Raw genomic sequence first — 25,995 nt, 5'->3', positions numbered from 1 at the left:
GAGAGAAACCTCATTGGACAGTTTTGACTTGATCCTGATCGCTTTTGCCGTGTTTTTCCTCGCCGGAGTGGTGAAAGGTGTTGTTGGTATGGGAATGCCGACCATCAGTTTAGGTTTGATGACCGTGTTTGTTGGCGTCGACAAAGCGATTGTTCTGATCTTGTGGCCAACATTTCTGACCAATCTCTGGCAGGCATTTTCGGGCGGACACCTAAAAATCTTGCTCAATCGGCTCTGGCCGTTTCTGGGGGCGGCCGCGCTCACATTGGCCTTGGGCACTTTTATTCTCACCCGGGCACCCGGCGGGGCGGCGGATCTTATTCTTGGGGTGTTGATGATCGCCTATGCCGTTCCGATGCTTTTCGGTTTGAGGCTGCACATCTCACCAGCATGGCAAATGCCGGCCGGGGTATTCCTTGGCGCGGTCAATGGAGTTTTTTCTGGTCTGACCGGCTCCTACACTGTTCCTGGGGTCATGTATCTGCAGGCACTGGGCTTTAATCGCGACCAGCTAATTCAGGCGATGGGCTTGTTGTTTTTGTCGGCAACCATCGTACTTGCGTTGGCCTTGGGCGGATTTGGCATTTTGGATACTGCCGATGCCTTGCAGTCCTTAGTGCTGTGCGTGCCGGCACTTTGCGGTGTTTATGTGGGGCAGCATCTGCGCGGACGCCTCTCAGATGAGGGCTTCAGACGGGTGTTTCTCGGCGCGATCTTGTGCCTTGGAATCTATCTTGTGCCGTTGGGCGCTGTCCGGTTGTTGGGATAGTGAGTTGGCTTTTTGAATTAGGAAAAATGCCCTGGCCGAAACTAGAGACCTAACCAAAAACGCCGCCCAAAGGGCGGCGTTTCAAATCTATATACGCCAAATTTACTTGGCGACCAGGCGCATCGGTGTGGCCGTGCCGACATTGGAGGTCGGTTTGGTATTGGCCCATTGATAGGACTGGCGCTCTTCGGTCGGTGTGCACAGGAAACGTTCCCGGTAACATTTGGTGAAGTGCGATGTCGACGCAAACCCGCAAGCCAAAGCCACATCCAGAACCGGCCGGCTGGTGCGGCGCAAAAGATCGCGCGCGGTTTCCAGGCGCAGACGCAGATAATATTGGCCTGGCGTGCAGTTGAAATGGCGGCGGAACAAACGCTCCAGCTGGCGGGGAGACAAGTTGACTGTCATCGCCAGTTGCTGGCAGCTGAGCGGGTCCTCGATATGCAGATCCATGATCCGGATGGCGTCGAGGATCTTGGCATTGGAAATGCCGGTACGTGCTTCGATGTCGTGGCGCTGGGCAGATTCGCCGGAGCGCATGTTCTGATAAAGCGCCACTTCAGCGACTTCATGCGCAAGATAAGCGCCATGCTGGATCGCGATAAGACGCAGCATCATGTCAAGCGACGCCATGCCGCCGGCGCACGTGATGCAGTTGCGATCAATAGAGAAAATGTCGGAGGTCACTTCAACATCCGGAAATTCCTCGCGCAAGGACCGGAGGTTCTCCCAATGGATGGTGCAGCGGCGGCCATCGAGCAGATTATAGCGGGCCAGCAGATAGGCGCCCGTGCAGATGGCGCCAAAGGTGCGGCCAAGCGCATTCAGGCGGCGAAGTTTGTTGCCCAGTTCCGGATCCAGCGGCAGGCGCTCAACGTCCATTCCAGTACACAAAAGTGTAATATCTGCGTCGCCAAGTTCCCGAATAGATTTTTTGACCGAAACTTCGCAGCCGTTGCTCGCGACCACTGAATTTCCGTCAAGGGAATAAGTCTCCCATACGTAAAAATCCTTGCCGAGCATACGGTTTGCTATGCGAAGTGGTTCAATGACACTCGCAAATGCATTCATGGAAAAGCGATCCATGAGCACGAATGCTATTTTTTGATGCGTATCGTCGTGCGCGCGTCCGGACATTTACTTTGCCTCATTGGAAGGTATTATTGAAGCTTGTCTTGTGATTGCAGTAATTTCTGCATTTTTAACTTGGCTGTCAAATAAAAAACGTCAGATATCCGGATCTTCTTGAGATTGTCGTAAACTGGTCAGCACCTCTGCTTGTGCTCTGGCCTAACTGTGCAATTTCTAATCACCATCTGCCGCATTCTAAGTCCGCATTTTTGACGTGGTCCAATCGCGTTTCAAATCTCTGCGAGGTTAATAGCGAGACCGTATGGACGGGAGGAATTGGAGATGTCTTTCGTGAGACAAAGGTCGAAAAAGGACGTGGACAGATCTGCAGAGCGCATCGGTGAAACGGTCAGGGGGCCATCTGCGTCAGATTTCTGCTCTTGCCCCTACCCGAGGAGCTAGGTCTACAGCGCCCCATCCTCCACGCAAATCCGCCTTGAGGATGCACCAGTATCACTGCGCAGATTTTCTTAACCTTGAACGCTGCAAATCCCAGCGAAAGAGATCTCCAATTCGTCCAGACGGCCTAGGCTCTGGGCTGTGCTATATCTGGCAGTGCATCGGAACAAGGTGACTACAATATTCATTTTGCAGTGCGTCATTTGAGCGCGTTTATCGAAAATATTGGATGTTTTTTTTGCCAAACCCACATTTGGTGGGCCGCTGTTGCTTCAAGTCAAGGTGCAATTGATGGTACACGGGGCATAAATCGTAAGTGTGCCAAGACCCATGGACGGGAAAAATATGAACGTACTTGCCAAACCCGCTGATCTCGCAGATGCCGTGCCGGCCAATGTATTTGTGGAAGAGGTGAAGACAGTCCAGCATTATACTGACCGCCTGTTCCGGTTCCGGATGACCCGTCCGGCAAGTTTCCGGTTCCGCTCAGGTGAGTTTGTTATGATCGGTTTGATGATCGACGGCAAACCGCTCTACCGGGCCTATTCCATTGCCAGCCCGGCCTGGGACGAAGAGCTGGAATTCTTTTCGATTAAAGTTCCGGATGGGCCGCTGACATCCCATCTTCAGAAGATTCAGCCCGGTGACGCGGTTTTGATGAAAAAGAAACCAACGGGCACATTGGTCAATGACGCGCTTGTTCCGGGCAAGCGGGTCTATATGTTCTCCACCGGTACCGGCATTGCGCCATTTGCCAGCCTGATCCGCGATCCGGATACATACGAGAAGTTCGATCAGGTGATCCTGACCCATACGTGCCGTGAAGTGGCTGAACTGAAATACGGCGAAGAGCTGGTTCAGGAAACGCTGAATGATCCGTTGATTGGCGAGTTCGCCAAAGACAAACTGGTGCACTATACCTCCGTCACCCGCGAAGACTTTCCGCGGCAGGGCCGGATCACAGATCTGATCTCCTCCGGCAAGCTGTTTGAGGATTTGGGTGTGCCGCCGCTCGATCCGGCGGTCGACCGCGGTATGATCTGCGGATCCATGGATATGATCCGCGACACGAAGGTCTTGTTGGAAGAAGCGGGCTTGAACGAAGGTGCCAACAACAAGCCAGCCGAGTTTGTCGTGGAACGTGCGTTCGTCGGCTGACGTTTTTGACGGAAATTGAAGAGAATCAAAGAGGCCGGGGCGACCCGGCCTTTTTCTTTGCTTGCCTTCCGAAGCGACTGGTATGACTGCTAGAGGCTTCCCATCCAGCCAAATCCCTGTGAATATTGAGCTTATCTGTGGACCACTGCCGCTGGGCGAGCCCGGTGAATGTCAACGGTTGATGGCATGGAATAACCTTGGCGCAAGTTAGATGGTTTTTCAGTCGGCTTGAAAACTCGACATTTCCTGGGTGGGATGCGAACGCATGAAGATCATTGCCGAACTTGGCATCAACCACCGCGGTTCTTCCGAGATCGCGGAGCAGCTCATTGATATTGCCAGTGAAGCTGGGGCTTGGGGTGCCAAGTTTCAGTACAGAGCCAAGGCCGGGTTTTACCAGGCAATCAGTGAGATCGGTGATGAGATCCTCAGCCGAGAAATCGATGAAAGCTATATCTCACCAGACGAAATCTTACGCCTTGCCCGTCTCATTCAAAAAAAGGGCATGAAGGCCGGGGTCAGCTTTTTTAAATTCTCAGACGCCGCTGACTTCGGTGACAAGATCTCCGAATTTGATTTCTTCAAAGTGCCGTCTGCCGAGCTGATGAATGAAGAGCTGGTCACCGCGATGGCGGGGCTCGGAAAACCGCTGATACTGAGCACCGGAGGTCATTCAGAGGACGATATCTTCAAGGCGCTTGAAGCCACCAAGGATGTGCCGGAGATTGCTTATCTCCATTGCATCTCAAACTACCCGGTTCTGCTCGGCAATCAGCAGATGAAATTCATCGACACCTTGAAGCAAAAGACCGATGCGGACATCGGCTATTCCAGTCATGACCAGGATTGGGAAGTCTGTTTGATCGCAGCGGCCAATGGAGCAACCGTTTTTGAACGGCATTTGACCCTCGACAAGCACGGCAAGGGCATTGACGACAGTTCGTCATCCGATCCGGATGAGTTTGTCCGGATGTGCCGGATGTTGAACGCCTTTGACACGGTGCAAGGTTCCGGCCGCCGGGACATCAACCAGGGTGAGCGCATCAACATGCAGAACCTTGGGTCTTCCCTTTATGCAAGCCAGGATATTGCGGCGGGTGAAGCTTTGTCTGAAGCCAATGTGGTGGTGAAGGCACCGCGGAAGGGGTTGACCTGGGCCGATGTTCAAAAACGAGGCCTCACGGCTGTCCGGCGACCGGTGGGGGAAGGAACAGCTATTTCCGACCTGCATTTCACCGAACCCAAACCGCCGCTTGAACCGGAACTGGTGGCTTTTTGCGACGAAAAACAGCTTTCCATTCCGCTCCGTCTACACGATGCACAAGTCCTGCAGAGCCGTTTTCCGATCCAGAACAACGAGCTTCATCTGTCCTATGAAGAAGTGGCCACATTCGGTGCGTCGATGGCGGACGGATTAGAGAAACTTGATCTAACCCGGCATTATTCGATCCACATTCCCGACTACATCGACAGTAAGACGCTGATCGATCCGATGTCTGCAGAAGACGACACGCGTATCCGTAGTCTGAAGGTGATCGAAACCTGTGTCGATCTGGCGTTGGAGCTGGAGCAGCGCACCGGCGCTGGCGTCCCGATCGTCGGCAGTTTCTCAAGGCTCTTGCCGGAGGGGAAACGGGCAACATACGAACGTTTGCAACAGGTCCTTTATGAAGCCGGCCGGGACCGCGGCGCTCCGATCTATCCGCAGTGGCTGCCGCGCATTGCCTGGTATTTCGGCGGTGCGGACGTGCTCGACCTGTTCTGCGGTGAAGACGACATCGACATCATCACCGAAATCTCGATGGAAGTGTGCCTGGATCTGTCGCATCTGATTTTGTCGGCAAATTATTCGAAAGCGGACTGGCGTCAGTGGTGTGATCGGCTGATGCCGCTTGCCCGGCACATCCATATTGCCGATGCTGTAGGGATTGACGGTGAAGGCATTGAATTCGGCGAAGGCGATCTGGGTGATCCTTCGCAATACGTTGATGGGCCTGGGCGCAAGGTTCTGGAAGTGTGGCAAGGCCACCTTTCCGAGGGCGACGGCTTCGACAAGGCGATCCGGCAGTTAGGAGAACAAAATGGCTAAAATGCTGATTACCGGAATTTCCGGCCAGGACGGTGCATTTCTGGCGCGCGGCCTGCTTGAGCGCGGTCATGAAGTTCATGGCGCCATGCGCCGTGGCAGCACATCCAAGACCGAACGCCTCAACGAGCTTGGGATCCGGGAAAAGATCAAATACTGCACGCTGGAAGTCACGGAATTTGCCAATGTGCAAAACGTTTTGAACGAAATCCGGCCGGACCACATCTATAATCTGGCCGCTCAGAGTTTTGTCGCCGACAGCTTCCAGTTCCCGCATTACACCTCCGATGTGAACTACATGGGAGTTCTGAACATTCTGGAAGCGATGCGTATCCTGAAACTGGATGCCAAGCTTTATCAGGCGTCGACTTCGGAGATGTACGGCGATGTGCTGGAAAAGCCGCAAACGGAAAAAACGCCGTTTAATCCGCTGAGCCCTTATGCGGTCTCCAAGCTCGGGGCGCATTCTCTGGTCGTGAACTACCGGCAAGCCTACGACATGTTCGCGACCTCCGGCATTTTGTTCAATCACGAGTCTGAGCTGCGCGGCCTGGAGTTTGTCACCCGCAAAATCACGAGCTGGCTTGCAGAGATCAAGCTGCAGGGCAGGGACGCCATGCCGCTTGGAAACCTGAGCAGCGTGCGCGATTGGGGCTACGCACCTGAATACACCGACATGATGATCAAGATGCTGGATCACGACCAGCCGGATGATTTTGTTATCTCGACTAACACCGAATACACCGTGCGCGAATTCTTATTCATGGCGGCCCAGGAGGTCGGGTTCGATCTACATTCGGAAGGCGAGGGCATGGACGAGAAGTGTTATGACCGTAAGACCGGCAAACTGATCGCCTATGTCGATCCGCGGTATTTCCGGGCGTCCGATGTGGTTTACTTGCGTGGTGACAACACCAAGGCCCAGGAGATGCTGGGCTGGAAGCCGGAAGTCCTTGCGCCAGAAATTGCCCGGCGCATGGCGATTTATGATCTGAAAAAAGCTGCGGTCAACAATCCTGGACTTTGAACATAAGCTAGGAGGCACGTGAGATGGAACGGGTCGCAGTGATCATCCCCGCGCGCGGCGGGTCAAAAGGCATTCCGGGAAAGAACATCAAGCCTTTTTTGGGGCTGCCTTTGGTCGCCCATTCCATCCGTGCGGCACAAGCAGCCGAAACGGTTTCCGATGTGATTGTCTCCAGCGACGATGACGAGATACTTGCCGTTGCTCGGGAATATGGCGCCGAAGGCCTCAAACGGCCGGATGACATATCTGGTGACGAAGCTTCCTCCGAATCTGCAGTGCTTCATGCCATATCGGAAACGGAAGCCTGTCAGGCCGCGGATACCATCGTCTTTCTGCAATGTACGGCACCGCTGACAAGCGCGGCCGAAATCGACCAGGTTGTCCGCACACGGGGCGAAAAAGATGCAGACACCGCTTTTTCGGTCGTCGAAGTACATGCTTTTCTTTGGCAAATCGCAGAAGACGGCTCGGGTATCGGCATCAACCATGACGCCTCTAAGCCGCGTCAGCGGCGCCAGGAGCGGCCGCAGGAATTCCGGGAAACCGGGGCCATCTATGCATTGCGGAAGGGCGGCTTTGTCAAAGCCGGTGAGCGGTTCTTCGGCCGCAGCGTGCCTGTTGTTCTGCCGGATGCGGTTGAGATCGATCTCGACACACCGCGCGATTGGCTCGCGCTTGAAGCCTATGCAAAAGCAGCCGGTTATCAGCCGGAGACGATCCAACCAGCTGGAAGCTGAGGACAAGCCCATGGCGAGTATTTTTGAGACTTTGGAAGAACTGGGTGTTGCCAGCAAAGCGACCCAAGAAGTTTTCGCCTCCCGAACCCGGGACCGCGACAATGTTACGGTCTACCGCGACAGCTCATCTGGCGTGATCTACATCGACGGCTTCTATGGTGGCGACGAAGTCTATGAAGATGGAGCCTATCGTCAGGCAAATGAAGCCCTGATTGGCAAACGCGACTATGAAGTTATGACCGACGCGGCACGGCGCATGGCGGCATACCGGCCCTATGTTACGGGCAAACACATCGTCGAATTCGGCTGCGGCGACGGGTCCTTCCTGCATGCGGTTCAAAACGAAGCGCAGAGCTGCTGCGGTGTTGAACTTCAAGACGATTATGTGACCGCGCTCAACGCCAACGGCATTTCCTGCCATACGTCCTTGTCGGCCCTGCCGGATAACTCCATGGACAGTGCGCTCAGCTTCCATGTCTTGGAACACCTGCCGGAGCCGAAACCGATCCTTCAAGAACTCTACCGGGTTTTAAAACCGGGCGGTCTGCTGGTCGCTGAAGTGCCACATGCAAAAGATGTCTTGCTGAATGAATTGAAAAGCGAAGCGTTCAAAGCATTCACGCTGTGGAGCCAGCATCTCGTGCTGCATACCCGCGACAGTCTTTCCCGTCTGCTTGCTTCTTCTGGATATGGCGACATCGTCATAGAAGGCGTGCAGCGTTATCCTTTGTCGAACCATCTGACCTGGCTTTCCGCCGGAAAACCAGGTGGGCATAAATCGACGCTGGCGGCGATTGATACACCTGATTTGCAGAGATCCTACGAAGCCGCGCTCAACCGGATTGACGTCACGGACACATTGGTCGCGATCGCCCGCAAACCGGCCTGATCGTCCAAATCCACCAGTAAAGATCTGTTAGAGTCCCAGACGTTTGTTCCGCCGCTCTGGGGTCCAATTCTCTAGTTGACGGTCCATTTCCTTGATGATTTCAGGCACGAACTCTGAGCACGGCTTGTCTTTATATGGGTGCATATAGGTCATGGACGGATACCAGGGCGGATTGTCCTGGCCTAGGAGAAGAGCTGCCTCTTCCTGGCCGAAACGGATGGACGGGATATTGAGAATACCGGCCATATCGGCAACACTTGTATTTGCAGAAACGACGAAATCACAGCAAGCGGTCAGCGCGGCTGCGCCCATGAGATCATCGAAGAGATCAACGTCTTCGAAGTAATGGAACTTCTCAGGGAACTTCTGTTTCAGAAATGCGATTTCCTTGTCGATCGTTTTGTATTGCAAATTGACGAAAATCGCGTCCCGCGATTCCAGAACCGGTGCAATTCCAGGTGCAGATAAATAGAATCTTGCGCGTGCAACCGCCAAGTTTTGCGAACGCCAGGAGAACCCTATCACTGGTTTGTCTTGATGCCCATTTAGGCGTTGCAGATATTCAATGGCCCGGTCTTTCTCGAATGAAAAGACAGGACAAGGAGCATCTTTGAAGGATTGGATGGTCGGTCTGAAGAACGACACCAAATCCGCAATGTTTGCGTGTACATCGTAGTCTGAGGAAGTGGCTTCAAAGTTCTCGTTCATGCGCGACTTACGGCACGTCGTATTCGGGAAGGAATGCCGGAAGAGAGCCGCTCCTTTTTCGGACATTTCGACAATAATGTGGCCTGCCCGAGAAATCAGTTCTGGCAGCATGGTGCCAGCTTTAAGCGCATCACCGAGGCCTTGGTCGGTCCAAACCAATACCGTCTTGTCGGAGATATCCTCACCTTTCCAGGCTGGCACATCGAAAGTTCTGCGGTGGACTTTCGCTGTCGGATCTTGGAAACGCGCTGGATGGTGTTTCCAACCGTTCTTGAGATCGCCGTTGGCGAGATACGCCAGGGCCAGGTTCCATTCTACGGTTTTGTTACTTTCAGGCGCTAGCCTACTGGCGGCTTTCATAACCTCCAGCGACTCTTGGTTATCGCCGTGCATGAGGAGATTGACACCGAGGGTTACGCATTTGTGGTAATCGTCCGGATCTTTCTCGTAGGCGATGCGAGCATAGGAAATGGCTTGACTGGTCTCGTTCATGCGGAAAAGAAGACGGGCTGCCTCATGATTGACATCCGCGTTGTCCGGAAACCGCCTCAGCGCTTCTGACAATTCATATTGAGATGGCTCGTATTGCTCCAATTTCAAACGGCACCGTGCTCGCAAAATGTAGTTTTCTGGATTGTCAGGCTCCATCATCACCGCTTTGATGAAGAAGTTGACTGCGTGTTCTGTCTTGTCCGCCTCCATCAGGAGTGTCGCAAAATTCCGGTAGGCATCCTTGTAATCAGGGTCTTCCCCTATCAGGCCTTGGAAGATCAGCTCAGCTTCATGATATTCCTTCTTTTTTGTAAGCGCGATGCCCTTGATATTGCGGGCTTCCCGTTCTCTAGGATTTAGATCTAAGGCTTTGTTGCAAATCACTAAAAGACTGTCTGGGTCCGTTCCAAGGTCCATCATGGTTCGGGCTAAATTGGCATAGAAAACCGATTGGTTTGGGCTGAGTGCAATGGCTTTCCGGATGTACTCCAGCGCGCGTTTCGGAAAACCGAGTTGCCGATAGGTTACCCCGAGCAGATGCAAGCCATCTGGGTTTTTGGGGGCCTTTTTGACAACCTGCTTATAAACCCGCTGCGCTTTTTCATATTCGCCGGATTTCTGCAGGGAAATACCCTTGAGCAGTTTTTCTCTGATGGGATTATTCGCGGCCTGCGTTGCCATTTGTTTTCTGCCTCATCGGGAATCAGTTGCAACAGAATAGCAGGACACGGCGTTTGTGACAGATTAGCCACTCAAACGTTTAAATTCCTTTGGGGATTGCGAAAGATTTGAGGTCGCCGTCGTGTAAGTTCCAGCAAAATGTTGGACTAGAAAAGAGAGAATTACGTTAGTATGAGCCTACGCTGATTGAGCCAACGAGAGAGCGGCGACTACATCCGCCAGCTCATCAAAATGAGAAATCACCCGGTCCGGCCCAAGCTCGGTGACCGGAACGGGAGTGTAGCCAAAATCAACAGCAATCACCGGGATGCCCGCCGCGCGGGCGGCGTTGATATCCGTGATGCTGTCCCCAATCATGATGGAACCGGCTGTCTGGCCGCCTGCGCGCTCAATTGCACCAAGAACTGGGGCAGCATCAGGTTTGGACACAGAAAACGTGTCGCCGCCGACCACGGCATCAAAATACTGTGTCATGCCGAGTTCCTCCAGAAGCGGCAGGGTCAGGCGTTCTGATTTATTGGTGCAAATCGCAAGTTTCCAACCCTCCGCCCGGAAGCGCTCCAAAGCCGGGAGTACGCCCCCGAAAGGGCGTGTGTGGACGGCTATGTTAGCGGCATAATGCTCTAGAAAATCTTCGAAAAGCGGAGCGATCGTCTCGTCGGTCCAGGCAACATCCAAATAATCCAAGCCTCGTTGCAAAAGCACCTTTGCGCCCATGCCTACCATGTTGCTCACTTTTTCCTGGGGGACCGTGCCATGCCCGGCTTTGCTCAAGACTGCGTTGAGCGTTGCCACGAGATCCTCCATGGACGAGACAAGCGTACCGTCGAGATCAAAAACGAGAACAGACATAAGAACCTCAGGCTGGACAGATGATGCAATTGCCTAGCCGTATTTGTGTCGTGCTGCAAGGTGACAGGGCAATCCGGTTATTTGCAGCCGGGGGCGGGCCTTGCCTCACAGTTTATAAGCTGTTCTGAAACCGCCCCAATGCCGCCCTTGCACGAAAATCGGCGCATCGACTTCCTTCATCCAGACGATGTTTCCACCGCCCATGTCGCGCGGGTAGGACTGAATTAGGAACGGGCGTGTGTTGCGCGCCGCGGTTAGACCTGCGCGATCATCAAAGATCCGCTTGTTCCTGCAGTTGGCGACATTCCAGGTTGGATCATCAGGTTTTTGCGGTTTGGAAAAGATGAGGTTATGGACCGGGAGATAGCCGTTGCGATCGACGGCCGCACAAAAAGCCATGCCTTTATTGCGGCCAAGAATGTCCTCCTGGATATTCGGGAGGGTGTTTTCCAGCGCTTTGAGAGCCCGGGTCGAAACCTGCAAAGGATCGGTCCCGCTAATCGGCTGGTAGTCTGTGTCGAAAAGATCATTCAACGTCAGAACCCGCCGGGCAACCAAGTCTTCCATTGCTGATGTAATACGCGCTGCCCCGGACTGTGCTGTGTCCACGTCTTTTGCATAGCTTTGATGGATTTGGGCAATCTTTTGCTCTAGCTCGGCCAGGAAACGCGCATCGGGATCGGTGAACGAGCAGTGGCAACCAGCTTCGGAAACACCGACGATCTTTGCGTCAGTGGATCCGAGACCCTTCAACTCAAGGCGGATTTGAGAACCGTTTCGAAGCAAGTCGTGGTTCTCCGTTTTAAACAGTACCCCACCTCTCGAAAGGTCCCGGGTTTCCAGGCGGCCAGTCACTTTTCCAGATGTAAACGTTCCGGCAATTTTTGCTGGCAGGCGGTCGTTCTTTCGTCGGTCACCAGCCTCCATTTGCCGGATCATCATGGCAAAGCGTGACTGCAGTGCCTTAGTGGTGACGTTCATCTCGTCACCAGCTTCGCGGACACGGGCCCCATTTGCTTCCGCTTGATCCGCAGACGTTCTGATTTTATCGACCCGGCGGACAACTTCCTGAACAAAAGTATCGGTCTCTTCGGCCTTTTGGCCAACGAGAGCGGTGGTCTCTACCTGTGTTTGAACAGCGTCTTCGACGGCAGCAAAGCTCGGCCGGATCTGGCCGATCACATCTATGATGCGGCTTACCGAACCGAGGCTGAGCTCAGCTGAATGGTTCAGCTTATCTATGTTGGCGACAATTTGTTCTGTTGCCGATTGAGTTTCAACGGATAGGGCTTTGACTTCACCGGCGACAACGGCAAATCCGCGACCGGCTTCACCTGCGCGCGCTGCCTCGATAGTGGCATTGAGGGCCAAAAGGTTGGTTTGTTTGGCGATATCAGAAATCAACCCGACTACATTGGCAATATCTTCGATGGCGCTTTTGAGTTGAAGAACGCCTTGGTTTGCCTGATCGGCAACATCCCTGGCTTCTACCGCAAGATCGTTCGAAACACCGACTTGGGTGCCGATTTCAGCGCTTGCTGAGGACAGATTCTGGATCGAGGCGGTAAGTTCGGTAACATTTTGCCCGGCCATGGTCGCTTGGTCAGTGAGCACCTGGCTGCCGGATTTGATTTCCTCAAGAATGTCAGCTTGCGTGCCGAGTTTGTCTTGAACCTTGCTCGCCGCAACATCGATACTTTTTGCGGCGACCTTTAGATCACCTTCCAGACTATCGAGAGCGTGGACCATGATGTCGGAGGAGGTTTTGCCGTCCTCGAGCGTATCATCCTTAGTATCTTCAACAGTGCCAGAATTATCCAGTGCGTTTGTTGCTGAGGTGGGAGAAGTGTTCAACTTCCTTTTTATTTTGAACATTCTGATCAGCCTCTTAGCCAGGATCTCGAATCAAACTGTATTATTTTCGAATTTTCTGAAACTAGGGTTAACTATGCGTCAACGGGTCCGCTTGCCGATCCCGGTTGAAAATTGCAAACGATCTGGACCCATGCTTGTCAGCCATGCTAAGGACCGCGCGGTCAATCCAACAAACTGGCCGGTACGCTGCAATCGGCGTGCGTGAGAACCGGAGAAACGGACTATGAGCGATCACTTTAAGCAGCTGGCGGCTGAGCGGGCAGCGGAAGACGTTACTTCTGGAATGCGCCTTGGGATTGGGACTGGTTCGACTGCTGAGTTTTTCGTCCGGGCACTGGCCAAACGGATTGATGATGGCTTGGACATTATCGGTGTACCAACATCTGAACGCACAGCGGAGCTGGCCTCCAGCTTGGGCGTAAAGCTGACCACTCTGGAAGAAATGCCGGAGCTGGATCTTACGGTCGATGGAGCGGATGAACTTGACGCAAACCTTGCCCTGATCAAGGGGGGAGGTGGTGCGCTTTTGCGAGAGAAAATCGTCGCAGCCGCGTCCAAGCAGATGATTGTGATTGCCGATGGCAGCAAGAATGTTCCAACGCTTGGTCAGTTTCCATTACCGATCGAAGTTGTGCCGTTTGGACAGGAAGCCACACGCCGCGCAATCTTGTCTGCGCTGGCCGATTTGGGCCTGCCGCAAAAACTGGAACTTCGCGTTGCTGGCGGACAAGCTTTCGTCACAGATGGCGGGCATGTAATCTTCGATGCGCATCTTGAGCGGATCGAAAACCCAGCCCTGCTTGCTGAAGCTTTGGTCGAGATACCGGGCGTCGTCGAACACGGTCTTTTCCTGAAACTTGCATCGAAGGCTTACGTGGCCGGAGAAGATGGGGTAAAGACGATTACGCCTGCGTCGATTTTAGCGAATTTTGGTTGCCGGAGAATACTCCGGAGGACCGCCAAGGAGTCAAAGAAATGAAATCTATGAAGTTTGCCCGTATTGGTCTGGCGATGATGACGCTGGGCGCGATCTCGGGTAATGCGGTCGCTCAAGACAGCTTTTCTGACAGTCACATAGAAGCTGCAAAAGCTGTTGCGATCGAAACAAAGGTGCTGGAACCGTTCGACGCCATCTTGTTTGTGATGTCAGAGCAGACATTGTCTGCCTTTACTCAGAATGATCCGACCCGGGCAGAAGAGATTGCTGAAGTGGTTCAAAACGTCGCTTTGCAGCTAGCTCCGCGGCGCGCCGAATTGAACCAGGAAATCTACAGAGTTTGGGCAGGCGCATTTACAGAAGAAGAACTGGTACAGCTCGCAGAGTTTTACCGGACACCGCTCGGCTCTAAGCTGCGGGACAGCATTGCTGAAATCACCGGCAAATCCGTCAATGCAAGCCGAGAATGGCAGGACCGTCTGAGTGTCGATATGGTTGCTATGGTTCAAGAAGAGCTGACCAAGGGCGAAACTGAAGCACCTAAAGAATAAGTGATCGATGAGTGAGCCTCTGCTACGAGGAGGCTCCCGTCACCTCAACGGGCCGATGATACGGGAGCCCGTTCGCTAAACCGGGCCGCGAAAGCGGCCCGATGCATAAGAACTCAAGCGTTCCTTGTTCCTGGCCGGTCGTCTGGCCAGGACTTGTTTCCAGCCAGGGATCGCTTATGTGGGCTGCGAGGCCACTAACCCGCTGGCCAAGAGACCTGAAGAAATTCCAAGGGGCGTTAGATGAGTGACTTTGACTATGATCTGTTTGTGATCGGCGGCGGATCAGGCGGTGTACGCGCGGCCCGTATCGCAGCAACACATGGTGCCCGGGTCGGGATTGCGGAAGAATACCGGTACGGTGGAACTTGTGTGATCCGCGGCTGCGTGCCGAAGAAGCTCTTTGTCTATGCCTCCAAGTTCTCTGAAGAATTCGAAGATGCCGAAGGTTTCGGCTGGAGTGTTGGCGAGCGGACGTTCTCTTGGGACAAGCTGATTGCGGCAAAGGATCAGGAAATCACCCGTCTGGAGGGGATTTACCGGCGCAATCTGGACAATACCGGCGTGGAAATTCACGACAGCCGTGCGGTGATCGAAGATGAACATACCGTGCGGCTGCTGGCGACCGGCCAGACAATCCGGGCGAAATACATTCTGGTCGCTGTCGGGGCATCCCCGAATGTCGATGCCAGTTTGCCGGGCGGTGAGCATGTCATCACGTCCAACGAAGCATTTCATCTCGAGGAATTGCCAAACAGCATTGTTGTCGCTGGTGGTGGTTACATTGCGGTGGAGTTTGCCGGCATCTTCAATGGTCTGGGTGTTGATACAACCCTGATTTACCGCGGCGAAGAGATCCTGCGTGGTTTTGATATGGACCTGCGTAAAACCGTGCGCGCGGAAATGGAGAAAAAGGGCATCAAGGTCGCCTTGAATGATACATTCAGCGCCATTGAAAAACAGGCGGACGGTTCTCTGATTGGCCGAACAAAAGGCGGTGCGGCGCTGGCCGCTGATCAGATCATGTTTGCCATTGGCCGCAGGCCGCACACCAAAGACCTGGGATTGGAAAAAGCCGGTGTGGAAATGGACGGGATCGGTGCCATCAAGGTTAGCGCAGAGTCTCAAACAAACATTCAGTCCATCTACGCTGTTGGCGATGTGACCAACCGGGCCAACCTGACACCTGTGGCCATCCGTGAAGGTCATGCGTTTGCCGACACGGTATTCGGCAACAAACCGTGGACCGTCGATCACAGCTTGATTGCGACAGCGGTTTTCTCGCAGCCAGAGATGGGAACCGTGGGGCTGACCCAAGAAGAAGCCTTGGAGAGAACCCCAAATCTCGATATCTACAAGTCAAGCTTCCGGCCGATGAAACACACACTCTCCGGCCGGGATGAAAAGATGCTCATGAAAATGATCGTCGATGCGGACAGTCAAAAGGTGCTGGGTGTCCATGTTGTCGGTCCGGATGCCGGAGAACTTGCACAAATCCTCGGGATTACTTTGGAGATGGGCGCCACAAAAGCGGACTTCGACCGGACGATTGCCGTGCATCCGACAGCAGCAGAAGAGCTGGTTACAATGCGCGAGCCGACCGAACGGTTGCGCGGCTGATCGGACCAGCTTTGAAGTAGGACTTGAAGACAAGCTGAAAACCGGCGCGACGCAATCGCGGCGGTTTTTGTTTCAATGCTTTAGGCTCTCAGGGGCGAGTAGTTTTTAGCGGTGGTCGCGTCGTGTTCCGGAAGGAAGCTGTCTTTCATAAGATCGCTGTAATAGAAGTGTTGGCCGCGACCAAGATCTTTGGCCCGGTATAGGGCGGCATCGGATCGCGCGACGAGCTCTTCTGGGAGCGTGCCGTCTGCGGGAGCGATGGCAACTCCGATACTCAGCCCGATGTTAGCTGTGTTGCCCCCTTCAAGCGGGATCGGGACAAGCGTTTTGCTGATCAGAGCCCGGCATAAAGTGTCCAGCTCTTTCCGGCTCGTACCCGCCCGGTAGATAATCATGAACTCGTCGCCGCCGATACGGCTGACCAGCCCCGGTTTGCCGACGACTTCCTTGAGCCGCTTCGCCATCATCTTGATCACCGTATCACCGGCCGCATGACCAAAAGTGTCGTTAACCTCTTTGAACTTATCCAAATCACAATGAAGTATGGCGAAAGTTTTGCTTGGTAAGGCGGCCGTCGAACTTTCCAGTACACGGGTGAACTGAAGGCGGTTGGCAAGGCCGGAAAGATTGTCATGAAGAGCAAGGTATCGGTTTTGTTTTTCACTCTTTTGCAAGGAGCGGGTCAGCTGACCAATCTTCCAGGCGATACCAAATGCGAGTGCGGCAAGTGTCACGCTGAGCATGGCAATAACCGGAATGACAGTCGGCCAAATGGAGTCGACTACCGTTTGGCTATCCCACCGGAACGAACCGATGTTTACGCCTTCCGCGCTCTTTACCAAATGGGATGGGCCAGCATCCGGCGGAATGACCTTGGGTTCGAACCGCAACTCGGTAAAATTAAGCTGCGAATTCAACCGCTCCAAGAGGAAGCTGTCTATGTATTTTACGGACATCAGCAAGGTCGGGTCGCCACCCGGAAGTGTGATGTCGTAGTTGTCGGGCATGACGGGTATGACGGAGTAGAGGGCGGGTTTGCCGTCGAGCCTGATGACCCCCATGAGCGCATATTGGTCCAGTTCCAGTCCTTGAACCGACCGGTGGCCAAAGCCGCCGGGGACACGAACACGATTGGCGGCATATAGTTCGTTCGCTCGTTGAATGACCGGTGTGAGTGCAGGTGTTTCGCTTGCCGGCCGCTTGGTGATGTGGGTGTAGTCCTGAAAAGATTCGGCAAGGACTTGTTTGGTGCCGGAGATCAGCAAAACCTTGTTATGGCGGTAATTGGTCCAGAGCATGTTAAAGCTCTGGCGGGCATAAACTGGATCAAAACCGCGGACCAGTTTCGTCACTGTTTCATCGGAAATGCCGATGGAGCTTTGTTCGCGGACAATATCGCGTAACCGCTCATCCAGTGCATTTCGAAACAGTCTTTCTTCGTTGGCAATCGCTTGCTTGGTAGAGGCGAGCGAAGCAACGTAACCGACAAATGCCAGGGAAATTGACGTCACCGCGATCAAGAGAGCTGCCAAAAGGAAGGCGAGCCTGGAGATTTGGGTGCGTGACGCACTGTCTGATTTGTCGGTGTATCTCCGCCGAAATTCCGTCACAGTTTCGTCTTTCCAAATCGGTCAGCAGTCACCGGAGGCCCAAGAACGCAGGGGCAACTAAAACACCTAGTCTAAACAATCTGCCGTTATACCCAAGGTTGAAACCTTTGCTCTCTTTGATGCAAGGCTTGGCGGGTATGCCGCAAGATCTAATATGGGGCATATCGTAGTCTGGAAAGTGTTAATTTGAAGTGGTGATAACTGCTGAGTTTGCGAGCTGTGTAAAAAACATTTCTTTATTGACAAAAACACCGAAGGTATTAATGGCAGTTAAGTGAGGTTAAGAAAATATTTGTCTCGGTAACGGAAAGTTGCATCTGTTAGTCGATTGGGCGGAGAGTTTCCTTGACGGTAAACCATCTGCTAGTCCGCCATGTCCAATTTATTCGGAACGTGACGCATATCTAAGGCTTGCCCAGAGGGCGTGAGTGTTTCCCAAGTGCTCAGAAGCCTCTAACTAAATAGCTTTGCTGGCAAGGGTTCTCACAAACAACTCGATTTCGTCCTCTGTATTAAAAGCGTGGAGCGAGGCGCGGACGACCGCATCCAAGTCGCGCAACGGGAGATCGATCCGGGCGGAGCTGGCCTGGCTGGTTGAGACATTGATTTGATGTTTTGCAAGCCTGGCTTTGGTCGTGTCAGGCGTTTCTCCATCGACAGTGAAAGTGACGATACCGCCTTTTCGTTGTCCCTTATCGTGTATGGAGACCCCAGGCAGGGTAGCGAGTTCGGTCCGCATTTGTGCGCCGAGGGCGCAAATCCGCGCTCCGATCCGCTCCATGCCAAATCCGATAGCATAGCTGGTGGCAACACCGAGGCCGATTTGACCGGCAACGAACCTTTCCCAGGTTTCGAACCGTTTAGCATGCGGAGCCAGCCGGTAAGTGTTTTCATCGAGCCATTCAGACGCTTGCAGATCAACGAACGGCGGTTCGATTTGATCGAGAACAGCATCACTGACATATAAAAACCCGGTGCCGCGCGGACCACGCAGATATTTTCTGCCTGTTCCTGACAACATGTGACAGCCTATATCGTTGACATTAAACGGAATTTGACCGGCGGACTGGCAGGCGTCCAGCAGGTAGAGCAACTTGTGTTTCGCGGCAATTGCCCCAACCTCTTCGGCGGGGTTGATCAGGCCGGAAAAAGTTGGGATGTGGGTGAGAGCGATCAGCCGGGTTTTGGGCGTGATTGCTGCTTCAAGGGCTTTTGTGTCGATCTGGCCGGTCTCGTCGTCGTCAATCAGGTCGATTTCGATGCCCTTGCGCCGCTTCATTTGCAAGAGTGCGACATAATTGGAGACATATTCGGCCCGGCCGGTGATCACCCGGTCGCCTTCGCGGAAATCGATGCCGTAAAAGGCCATGTCCCAGGCCCGGGTGGCATTCTCGACATAGGCGATTTCCGCCGGAGTCGATCCGATGAGGGCCGCTATGGATGTGTAAAATGAATTGTAGTCGGCTGAGGCCGCATGAGCGGCTTCATAGCCGCCAAGCGTTGCTTCTAGATCGAGGTGTTTTTTGACGGCATCCAATACAGGCGCCAGGGCAAGCCCCGTGCCGGCATTGTTAAAGTGGATAAGTTTGTTTACTCCGGGCGTATCCGCACGCATCAGGTCAATATCGTTTTGTGATAAGGACGGGACGATCATGAGATACCTTTCCGGTTAAAGAGCGCGGTGAAATGGATGGAATAAGAAAGAGATGATGATCACATATTTTGGTTATGGGTCTCTCGTCAATGCGTCAACAGTCCCCGAGGCTGCCGAGCTGGTGCCGGGACGCCTCAAAGGCTGGGTCCGGGAATGGCGGGTCTGCGGTGTTTGGGAAAACGGGCAGGGACGCTGTGCGCTCAGTGTGCGCCAGGATCCGGATGCGGAAATCTGGGGTGTCATGACCCGGGAGCAAAAGACACGGCTGGATGCGCTTGAGAAGCGGGAAAGCCGCTACGAAAAAATCAGCGAGATCGCGGGTTCGTTCCGCTGTGAGGCGGAGCAAAAACCAGGGCCGGAGGATTTGTTCCTCTTCAAAGCAACTCCGGAAAACGAACGCTGGGGCTGCGCCCAGCACCCGATCTTGCAAAGTTATCTGGACTGCGTGCTGGCTGGCTATCACCAGATTTGGGGCGAAGAGGGGATCTTACATTTTCTGGACACCACGGATGGTTGGCATGTGCCTGTGCTGCAGGATCGCGAAAAGCCGCTTTATCCTAGGGCTGTCGAGATTGCCTCAGATGTCCTTGAGATGATTGACGAAAAACTAAAAAGTTTGGATCTGACCTACATTCGTGTCTGATAGCTCACCCCCCGAACAACTGCTGTAAACCGTGGCCGGCGAGATAGGCGATGGCAGCTGCCACCATGCCGATGGCTGTGGTTTCCAGGCCGCAGGAGATCCAGTTCCGCTGGGACCAGCGGGCCCGCAAGGAGCCGATGGCAAAAAAGGCTGAGGCTGTCAGAATTGAGGCTGTGGCCGCGCTCGCCGGAAGGGACGCCAGGAACGGCAGCAAGGGCAGGGCGCCAAATAGAACAAAGGCTGCAAAGGTATAAAGCGCCGCTTTCAGCGGTGCGCGCCCACCGTCGGATATCCCATATTCAGCGAGCAACATGGTTTCGATCCAAGTGCTCCGGTTGGAGGTCACCAAACGAACCATCTCTTCAAGGTCGTCTCCGTCGAAACCCTTGGCTTTTAAAATCTGCCGGATTTCTTCGCGTTCCCCTTCAGGCGCGACGGAAATGTGTTTTTCTTCAATCGCGCGCAGCCGTTGAAATTCTTCGTTTTCGGATTTTGAGCCGCTATAATTGGCCGCGGCCATGGAAAAGCCGTCGGCAAGCAGGTTGGCTACGCCCAGGATGAGGATGATTTTGGCCGAAAGCCCTGCGCCGACGGATCCGGCTACGATGGCAAAGGTGGTGACCGCGCCATCGATGCCGCCATAGACCCAGTCCCGCAGGTAGCTGGCATCCGGTCCGCGTTCGAGACGTGCGGCGATGTCGTCCGGCCGGTGACTGTGTTCAAGCGGTAGGTTTGGCATGGCTGGCGTCCTTGGCTGGCTGTGAAAAGCCTAGCCGGACTGGGTCAGAGCAACCATGATCCGTCTCAATTGGCCGTGGGTTTTGTGTGACACGGAAAACCTTTCTCAATGCGGCCGGGATTTTGGGTGTTTCCCCTGTGGCATTCACCCGCATCGGAGTGTATAAGGCCGCACGTTTGCTGTGTTTGAGCAAGCTAAAACGAATGAAAATGTCTCGGACCACATTGAAAAAGTTCAATTCGAACAAGTGGTCCACTGAGGAGTTGGAAGTATGGCGGACAAGTGGAGCCCGGATAGCTGGAGATCAATGCCGATCCTGCAGGTGCCGGAATATCCGGATCAGGAGGCATTGGCGGATGTAGAGCATCGCCTGTCGACATATCCGCCGCTGGTATTTGCAGGTGAGGCGCGCGCGCTGAAAAATCAGCTGGCCGACGTCGCCAATGGCAAAGGTTTCCTGCTTCAGGGCGGCGATTGCGCCGAGAGCTTTGCAGAGCACCATCCGGATCACATCCGTGATTTCTTCCGTGTCTTCCTGCAGATGTCGGTTGTCCTGACCTATGCTGCCAGCCAGCCGGTGGTGAAGGTCGGCCGAATTGCAGGCCAGTTTGCCAAGCCGCGCTCGTCGAATATTGAGAAGAAGGATGATGTCGAGCTGCCGAGCTACCGTGGCGACATCATCAATGACATCAACTTCACTCCGGAAAGCCGGATCCCGGATCCGAAGCGTATGTCGATGGCCTACCGCCAATCTGCAGCAACCTTGAACCTCCTGCGCGCGTTTGCACAGGGCGGGTTTGCCAATTTGGACCAGGTGCACCAGTGGATGCTCGGATTTATCTCCGACAGCCCGCAAGGCCATCGTTACAAAGAATTGGCCGACCGCATCAGCGAGTCACTTGCTTTCATGCGCGCCTGTGGCATCAACAGCGACAGTGTTCCGCAGATCCGCTCGACCGATTTCTTCACCAGCCACGAAGCGCTGCTGCTCGGTTATGAAGAAGCCTTGACCCGCGTCGATTCCACATCTGGTGAGTGGTATGCCACCTCTGGCCATATGCTTTGGATCGGTGACCGGACCCGTCAGCCGGACCACGCTCATGTGGAGTTCTTCCGCGGCATTCAGAACCCGATCGGCCTGAAGTGCGGTCCGTCTTTGAGCCCGGATGGTCTTTTGGAATTGATCGACATCCTGAACCCGGACAACGAACCGGGACGTTTGACCCTGATCGCCCGTTTCGGTGCGGACAAGGTGTTTGATCATCTGCCGCAGCTGGTCCGTGCTGTGGAGCGGGAAGGCAAGTCGGTGGTCTGGTCCTGTGACCCGATGCATGGCAACACGATTTCCGCAGGCGGCTACAAGACCCGCCCATTCGATCGGATCCTGAAAGAAGTGGAAGCCTTCTTCGCGGTTCACCGGGCCGAAGGCACACATGCCGGCGGTGTTCATGTGGAAATGACTGGTCGGAATGTGACCGAATGCACCGGTGGTGCCCGTGCATTGACTGAAGAGCAACTCGGTGACCGGTACCACACCCATTGTGATCCGCGCCTCAATGCGGATCAGGCGCTCGAGCTGGCATTCCTGATTGCCGAAAACCTCAAAAAGGAAAAAGACGGCAAGCAGAGTGAACCACTGGTTGCCAGTGCATAAACCAGCCGTTTAGCGCGTTTGACAGAAATCAGGGGTGGTATTAGCCACCCCTGTTTTTTTTATGCATAAAATTGTCAATTTTGACGTTGCGGTAAGAGGGGGTTAACGCTCTACCGTCATATCAACTGCGTAGGTGGAACACGCAGTGTGGGGGATATGACGAGCGTGCGGGGACCGTGGGACCTTTCGAATATTTCGTGCCTGATTGTGGAGGATAATCCGCACATGCGCACTATTATCCGATCAGTGGTGACCGGTTTTGGTGTACGCACGGTTTTTGAGGCAACGGAAGGTGCGGAGGCCCTTGAACTTGTGGTCGACCGCAAGCCCGACATTGTCTTATGCGACTGGGTCATGAACCTATTTGGCGGAGCCGATTTCCTTAAGATCCTGCGCCGCGATCCGGATCCAATCGTCAATACAACACCCGTCCTTGTCATCACTGCGCATGCCCGCCGGCCGGTTATTCTGGAAGCACTGAATATTGGTATTCATGGGTTTATTGCCAAACCTGTGTCACCAGCGATCCTTTACAAGCACATCGGTGATGTTCTGCAACGTCAGGAAATGCAGGGCCGCTGCAAAGGGATCTCCTTGCAAGGCGAGCCAATACGGTCGACCGGAGACAAGGTGGACCTGACCAAAATGACTCCGGAGCTGGAACCTGATCGCGAAGAAGCTTCGCTCGCACTTCTTTAAAGCCCAGTAATGTGAACTGGTTTCGGCAATTGCATGATTGCAAGGCTTAAACCATGCAGGTACATCTCGAGCCTCTTCATTTTCCGGTTCGAGATTCATGACCATCGATTCTTTCCGTCTTGCCGTTGCCCAGCTTAATCCAACTGTCGGTGACGTTAAGGGCAATGCAGCGCTCGTTCGTGAGGCCCGTGCCGAGGCCGCAGCCCAAAACGCGGACTTGTTGCTGGCATCCGAGCTGATGCTGGCAGGTTATCCTCCCGAAGACTTGGTACTGAAACCAGCCTTTGTGCGGGAATGCATGGAAACGGCTAAGGTGCTCGCAGAAGAGACAGCCGACGGTGGCCCTGCGGTTCTCCTTGGAACACCTTGGCTATCGGATGCCGGTGATCTCCACAACGCTCTGCTGCTGCTGGATGGCGGCAATGTCAAAGCCGTGCGCTACAAAAGCGATCTGCCCAATTACGGCGTCTTTGACGAAAAACGGGTTTTCAAGGCGGGGCCCTTGCCGGGACCAGTGGATTTCAGAGGCGTCAGGATCGGGATCCCGATCTGTGAGGACATTTGGAACGACGAAGTTTGCGAGTGCCTGGAGGAAACCGGGGCGGAAATCCTTCTGGTGCCCAATGGGTCGCCTTACTGGGAAAACCGGGCCGAGGAACGGCTGCAGGTGGTTGTTTCCCGAGTTGTTCAGACCGGTTTGCCGCTGGTCTATTGTAATCAGCTGGGCGGGCAGGATGAGCTGGTGTTTGATGGTGGCTCCTTCGCGCTTCAGGCAGATCGCAGCCTGGCTTTCCAGATGCCGCAATTCGAGACGGCACTTGGAATATCTGACTGGAAGCGCGAAGGGGAAACCTGGGTCTGTACCGGCGGACCGGTCGCCAAACTGCCGGATCTTGATGAAGCCAACTGGCGCGCCTGTGTCATGGGGCTCGGCGACTATGTGACCAAAAACGGGTTTCCGGGGGTCGTGCTGGGGCTATCCGGCGGGATTGATTCAGCGATCTGTGCTGCCATGGCCGTAGATGCTCTGGGCGCCGATAAGGTACACAGCATTATGCTGCCCTATCGTTATACGGCAGAGGAAAGCATCAAGGATGCGGCCGAATGCGCGAACGCGCTTGGTTTGCGCTACGACACGGTGCCGATTGCTGATCCGGTCGAAGGATTTTCAGCTGCGCTGAGCGGGCTGTTTGAAGGCACGGAATCAGGCGTCACCGAAGAAAACCTTCAATCCCGGGCTCGCGGCGTCATTTTGATGGCGGTGTCCAACAAGTTCGGCCACATGGTGATGACTACGGGCAACAAGTCGGAGATGTCGGTCGGATACGCTACCCTCTATGGCGACATGAACGGCGGCTACAACCCGATAAAGGACCTGTATAAGACACAAGTTTACCACCTGGCGGCTTGGCGCAATGCCAATAAGCCGTCCGGTCTGCTTGGGCCGGAAGGTGAGGTGATCCCGTCCAACATCATCACCAAGGTGCCGACAGCTGAGCTTCGGGAAAATCAGACCGACCAGGATTCTCTACCGCCCTACGATGTTTTGGATGACATCCTCTCATGCCTGGTCGAACGGGAAATGGCTGTCAGTGACATTGAGGCACGCGGCCATGACCGGGCGCTCATCCATCGCATTGAGCATCTGCTCTATATTGCTGAATATAAACGCAGACAGGCGCCTCCAGGTGTCAAAATCACTGAGCGCAATTTCGGCCGTGACCGCCGCTATCCGATCACCAACCGCTTCCGGGACCGGTCCTAATTCTTTTCAAACCTGCGGAGACACATGACTTATTTGACGTTTCTGCGGGCCAACTCCCGCTGGCTGGCGGGCGGCTTTCTGCTGACTGGCTTTTCCGGTTTCGGGCAAACGTTTTACATTTCGCTGTCGTCCGGCCATCTGCGCCAAGAATTTGGCCTGAGCCACGGTGACTTTGGCCTGCTTTATATGCTGGCAACCCTTGGCAGTGCGCTGTCGCTGCCGTGGGTCGGGCGCAGCGTCGATGTGTTTCCGGTCCGCTTGGTCGCAGTTGCTACTTGCCTGTCGCTTGGCATCTTCTGCCTGTCTATGTCCGTGGTGAATTCGGTTTTCATGCTGTTTGTTGTCATCTTCGGCCTCAGGTTATCCGGGCAGGGGATGATGACGCATGTCTCCATGACCGCCATGGGCCGTTGGTACTCGGCGCAGCGAGGACGGGCAGTCTCTGTCTCGCAGATGGGGTTTCCGGTGGCCGAAAGCTTGTTGCCGGCAAGTTTCGTTGTTCTGTCGTCTGCCGTCGGCTGGCGGACCAGTTGGGCGGTTGCCGCTGCGATAATGGTGTTTGCCGCGCTGCCGGTGATAGGCCTGCTTTTTGCGCGTGAACGCACGCCGCAGTCAGATGAGGTGGCCAATGGACATGCCGAAGGGCGTCAATGGACGCGGGGCGAGGCTCTCCGGGATCCAATGTTCTGGGTCATTGTGGCCGGCGTATTGGCACCGCCGTTCATTGGGACAGCGATCCTTTTCAATCAGGTCTACCTGACCGAATTACGCGGTTGGCCGCTGGAACTCTTTGCCTCCGCCTTTGTGGCGATGGCGGCTGCGGCCATCGTGACATCCCTCACGCTTGGGCCGTTGATCGACCGGTATTCTGCCAAAAGCCTGGTTCCGGTGATGTTGGTGCCTCTGTGCACAGGGTGTCTTGTCCTGGCGCTTGCCCCCGCTGCCCCGATTGCCTTTGTCTTCATGACTTTGCTTGGGATCAGCAGTGGCTTTACCGCAGCTTTGATGGGGTCGTTGTGGCCGGAGCTGTATGGCAGCCGCCATATTGGCGCGATCCGCTCCGTGTCTTTTGCCTTGATGGTGTTTGCCTCTGCTGCCGGGCCGGGTCTGGTTGGTGTCTTGATTGATGCAGAGATCAATTTTGATCATCAGCTCCTGGCCATGGCCGGATACTGTGCGCTGATGACAGCTGTACTTACGGCGGCAGGACGCAAGCTTCGCGAACGATAGCTGCCTGACAAGGATAATTTCAAAAATACCGGCGGCTCCGGCGGGGTAAAATCGCTATTGGGGCTTGCAGAGCACAAAGGACGCAGGTACCT

General features: G+C 54.4%; 21 protein-coding genes. 14 read left to right on the top strand and 7 right to left on the bottom strand.

Going from position 1 to position 25,995, the window contains the following annotated elements; genetic code table 11:
- The first annotated feature begins 13 nt into the window (after positions 1–13).
- Positions 14–769, top strand: a complete 756-nt coding sequence (locus tag FJ695_RS20855; RefSeq protein WP_141187232.1) for a sulfite exporter TauE/SafE family protein — start codon at positions 14–16, stop codon at positions 767–769.
- Between the two features lie 102 nt (positions 770–871).
- On the opposite strand, the gene FJ695_RS20850 is transcribed toward FJ695_RS20855, so the two are convergent.
- Positions 872–1,906, bottom strand: a complete 1,035-nt coding sequence (locus tag FJ695_RS20850; RefSeq protein ID WP_141187231.1) for a GlxA family transcriptional regulator — start codon at positions 1,904–1,906, stop codon at positions 872–874.
- 738 nt (positions 1,907–2,644) lie between these two features.
- Between FJ695_RS20850 and FJ695_RS20845 the strand changes: the two genes are divergently transcribed.
- The 5 genes from FJ695_RS20845 to FJ695_RS20825 all read left to right on the top strand — a co-directional run bounded on the left by FJ695_RS20845 (position 2,645) and on the right by FJ695_RS20825 (position 8,196).
- Positions 2,645–3,457, top strand: coding sequence for a ferredoxin--NADP reductase (locus tag FJ695_RS20845; RefSeq protein ID WP_141187230.1), 813 nt, complete (start codon positions 2,645–2,647; stop codon positions 3,455–3,457).
- Positions 3,458–3,722: 265 nt separating this feature from the next.
- Positions 3,723–5,546, top strand: coding sequence for an N-acetylneuraminate synthase family protein (locus FJ695_RS20840; RefSeq protein WP_141187229.1), 1,824 nt, complete (start codon positions 3,723–3,725; stop codon positions 5,544–5,546).
- The gene (locus FJ695_RS20835) at positions 5,539–6,570 is read left to right on the top strand and encodes a GDP-mannose 4,6-dehydratase (protein WP_141187228.1); all 1,032 of its coding nucleotides are present in this window, start codon (positions 5,539–5,541) and stop codon (positions 6,568–6,570) included. The genes FJ695_RS20840 and FJ695_RS20835 overlap by 8 nt, the downstream gene beginning before the upstream one ends.
- Positions 6,571–6,593: 23 nt before the next feature.
- Positions 6,594–7,307, top strand: a complete 714-nt coding sequence (locus FJ695_RS20830; protein WP_141187227.1) for a cytidylyltransferase domain-containing protein — start codon at positions 6,594–6,596, stop codon at positions 7,305–7,307.
- A gap of 10 nt (positions 7,308–7,317) precedes the next feature.
- Positions 7,318–8,196, top strand: a complete 879-nt coding sequence (locus FJ695_RS20825; protein WP_209010753.1) for a class I SAM-dependent methyltransferase — start codon at positions 7,318–7,320, stop codon at positions 8,194–8,196.
- A gap of 27 nt (positions 8,197–8,223) precedes the next feature.
- On the opposite strand, the gene FJ695_RS20820 is transcribed toward FJ695_RS20825, so the two are convergent.
- The 3 genes from FJ695_RS20820 to FJ695_RS28460 form a co-directional block, all read right to left on the bottom strand.
- Positions 8,224–10,077: a tetratricopeptide repeat protein gene (locus tag FJ695_RS20820; RefSeq protein ID WP_141187225.1), complete on the bottom strand. Its 1,854-nt coding sequence runs from the start codon at positions 10,075–10,077 to the stop codon at positions 8,224–8,226.
- 177 nt (positions 10,078–10,254) lie between these two features.
- A complete protein-coding gene (gph, locus tag FJ695_RS20815; protein WP_141187224.1) occupies positions 10,255–10,929 on the bottom strand; it encodes a phosphoglycolate phosphatase in 675 nt (224 codons plus the stop codon).
- 105 nt (positions 10,930–11,034) lie between these two features.
- Entirely contained in the window at positions 11,035–12,804 is a 1,770-nt protein-coding gene (locus FJ695_RS28460; RefSeq protein WP_141187223.1) for a methyl-accepting chemotaxis protein, read from the bottom strand.
- A 223-nt stretch (positions 12,805–13,027) separates the two neighbouring features.
- On the opposite strand from FJ695_RS28460, the gene rpiA reads away from it, so the two are divergent.
- From rpiA to gor, 3 genes are all read left to right on the top strand, one after another.
- Positions 13,028–13,783 carry a ribose-5-phosphate isomerase RpiA gene (gene rpiA / locus FJ695_RS20805; RefSeq protein ID WP_141187222.1) on the top strand — a complete coding sequence of 252 codons (756 nt, stop codon included), beginning with the start codon at positions 13,028–13,030 and terminating at the stop codon, positions 13,781–13,783.
- Positions 13,780–14,292 carry a DUF2059 domain-containing protein gene (locus FJ695_RS20800; RefSeq protein ID WP_141187221.1) on the top strand — a complete coding sequence of 171 codons (513 nt, stop codon included), beginning with the start codon at positions 13,780–13,782 and terminating at the stop codon, positions 14,290–14,292. The genes rpiA and FJ695_RS20800 overlap by 4 nt, the downstream gene beginning before the upstream one ends.
- A gap of 240 nt (positions 14,293–14,532) precedes the next feature.
- Entirely contained in the window at positions 14,533–15,909 is a 1,377-nt protein-coding gene (gene gor / locus FJ695_RS20795; protein WP_141187220.1) for a glutathione-disulfide reductase, read from the top strand.
- 80 nt (positions 15,910–15,989) lie between these two features.
- Here gor and FJ695_RS20790 read toward each other — a convergent pair whose 3' ends face one another.
- Together FJ695_RS20790 and FJ695_RS20785 are read right to left on the bottom strand one after the other, a co-directional pair.
- Complete coding sequence (locus tag FJ695_RS20790; RefSeq protein WP_209010752.1) at positions 15,990–17,519, bottom strand: diguanylate cyclase domain-containing protein; 1,530 nt, start codon at positions 17,517–17,519, stop codon at positions 15,990–15,992.
- 457 nt (positions 17,520–17,976) lie between these two features.
- Positions 17,977–19,173, bottom strand: a complete 1,197-nt coding sequence (locus FJ695_RS20785) for an aminotransferase class V-fold PLP-dependent enzyme (protein WP_141187219.1) — start codon at positions 19,171–19,173, stop codon at positions 17,977–17,979.
- A gap of 52 nt (positions 19,174–19,225) precedes the next feature.
- On the opposite strand from FJ695_RS20785, the gene FJ695_RS20780 reads away from it, so the two are divergent.
- The gene (locus tag FJ695_RS20780; RefSeq protein WP_141187218.1) at positions 19,226–19,816 is read left to right on the top strand and encodes a gamma-glutamylcyclotransferase family protein; all 591 of its coding nucleotides are present in this window, start codon (positions 19,226–19,228) and stop codon (positions 19,814–19,816) included.
- A 4-nt stretch (positions 19,817–19,820) separates the two neighbouring features.
- Here the strand turns inward: FJ695_RS20780 and FJ695_RS20775 are convergent, their stop codons facing one another.
- Entirely contained in the window at positions 19,821–20,555 is a 735-nt protein-coding gene (locus FJ695_RS20775; RefSeq protein ID WP_141187217.1) for a VIT1/CCC1 transporter family protein, read from the bottom strand.
- Between the two features lie 271 nt (positions 20,556–20,826).
- Between FJ695_RS20775 and FJ695_RS20770 the strand changes: the two genes are divergently transcribed.
- The 4 genes from FJ695_RS20770 to FJ695_RS20755 all read left to right on the top strand — a co-directional run bounded on the left by FJ695_RS20770 (position 20,827) and on the right by FJ695_RS20755 (position 25,903).
- Entirely contained in the window at positions 20,827–22,209 is a 1,383-nt protein-coding gene (locus FJ695_RS20770; protein WP_141187216.1) for a class II 3-deoxy-7-phosphoheptulonate synthase, read from the top strand.
- A gap of 156 nt (positions 22,210–22,365) precedes the next feature.
- The gene (locus tag FJ695_RS20765; protein ID WP_141187215.1) at positions 22,366–22,908 is read left to right on the top strand and encodes a response regulator; all 543 of its coding nucleotides are present in this window, start codon (positions 22,366–22,368) and stop codon (positions 22,906–22,908) included.
- A gap of 97 nt (positions 22,909–23,005) precedes the next feature.
- Entirely contained in the window at positions 23,006–24,673 is a 1,668-nt protein-coding gene (locus tag FJ695_RS20760) for an NAD+ synthase (protein WP_141187214.1), read from the top strand.
- A gap of 24 nt (positions 24,674–24,697) precedes the next feature.
- Positions 24,698–25,903: an MFS transporter gene (locus tag FJ695_RS20755; RefSeq protein ID WP_141187213.1), complete on the top strand. Its 1,206-nt coding sequence runs from the start codon at positions 24,698–24,700 to the stop codon at positions 25,901–25,903.
- Positions 25,904–25,995 lie beyond the last annotated feature (92 nt).

The organism is Labrenzia sp. PHM005, assembly GCF_006517275.1.
GTDB lineage: Bacteria > Pseudomonadota > Alphaproteobacteria > Rhizobiales > Stappiaceae > Roseibium.
This window is presented reverse-complemented; position numbering and strand designations above follow the sequence as displayed.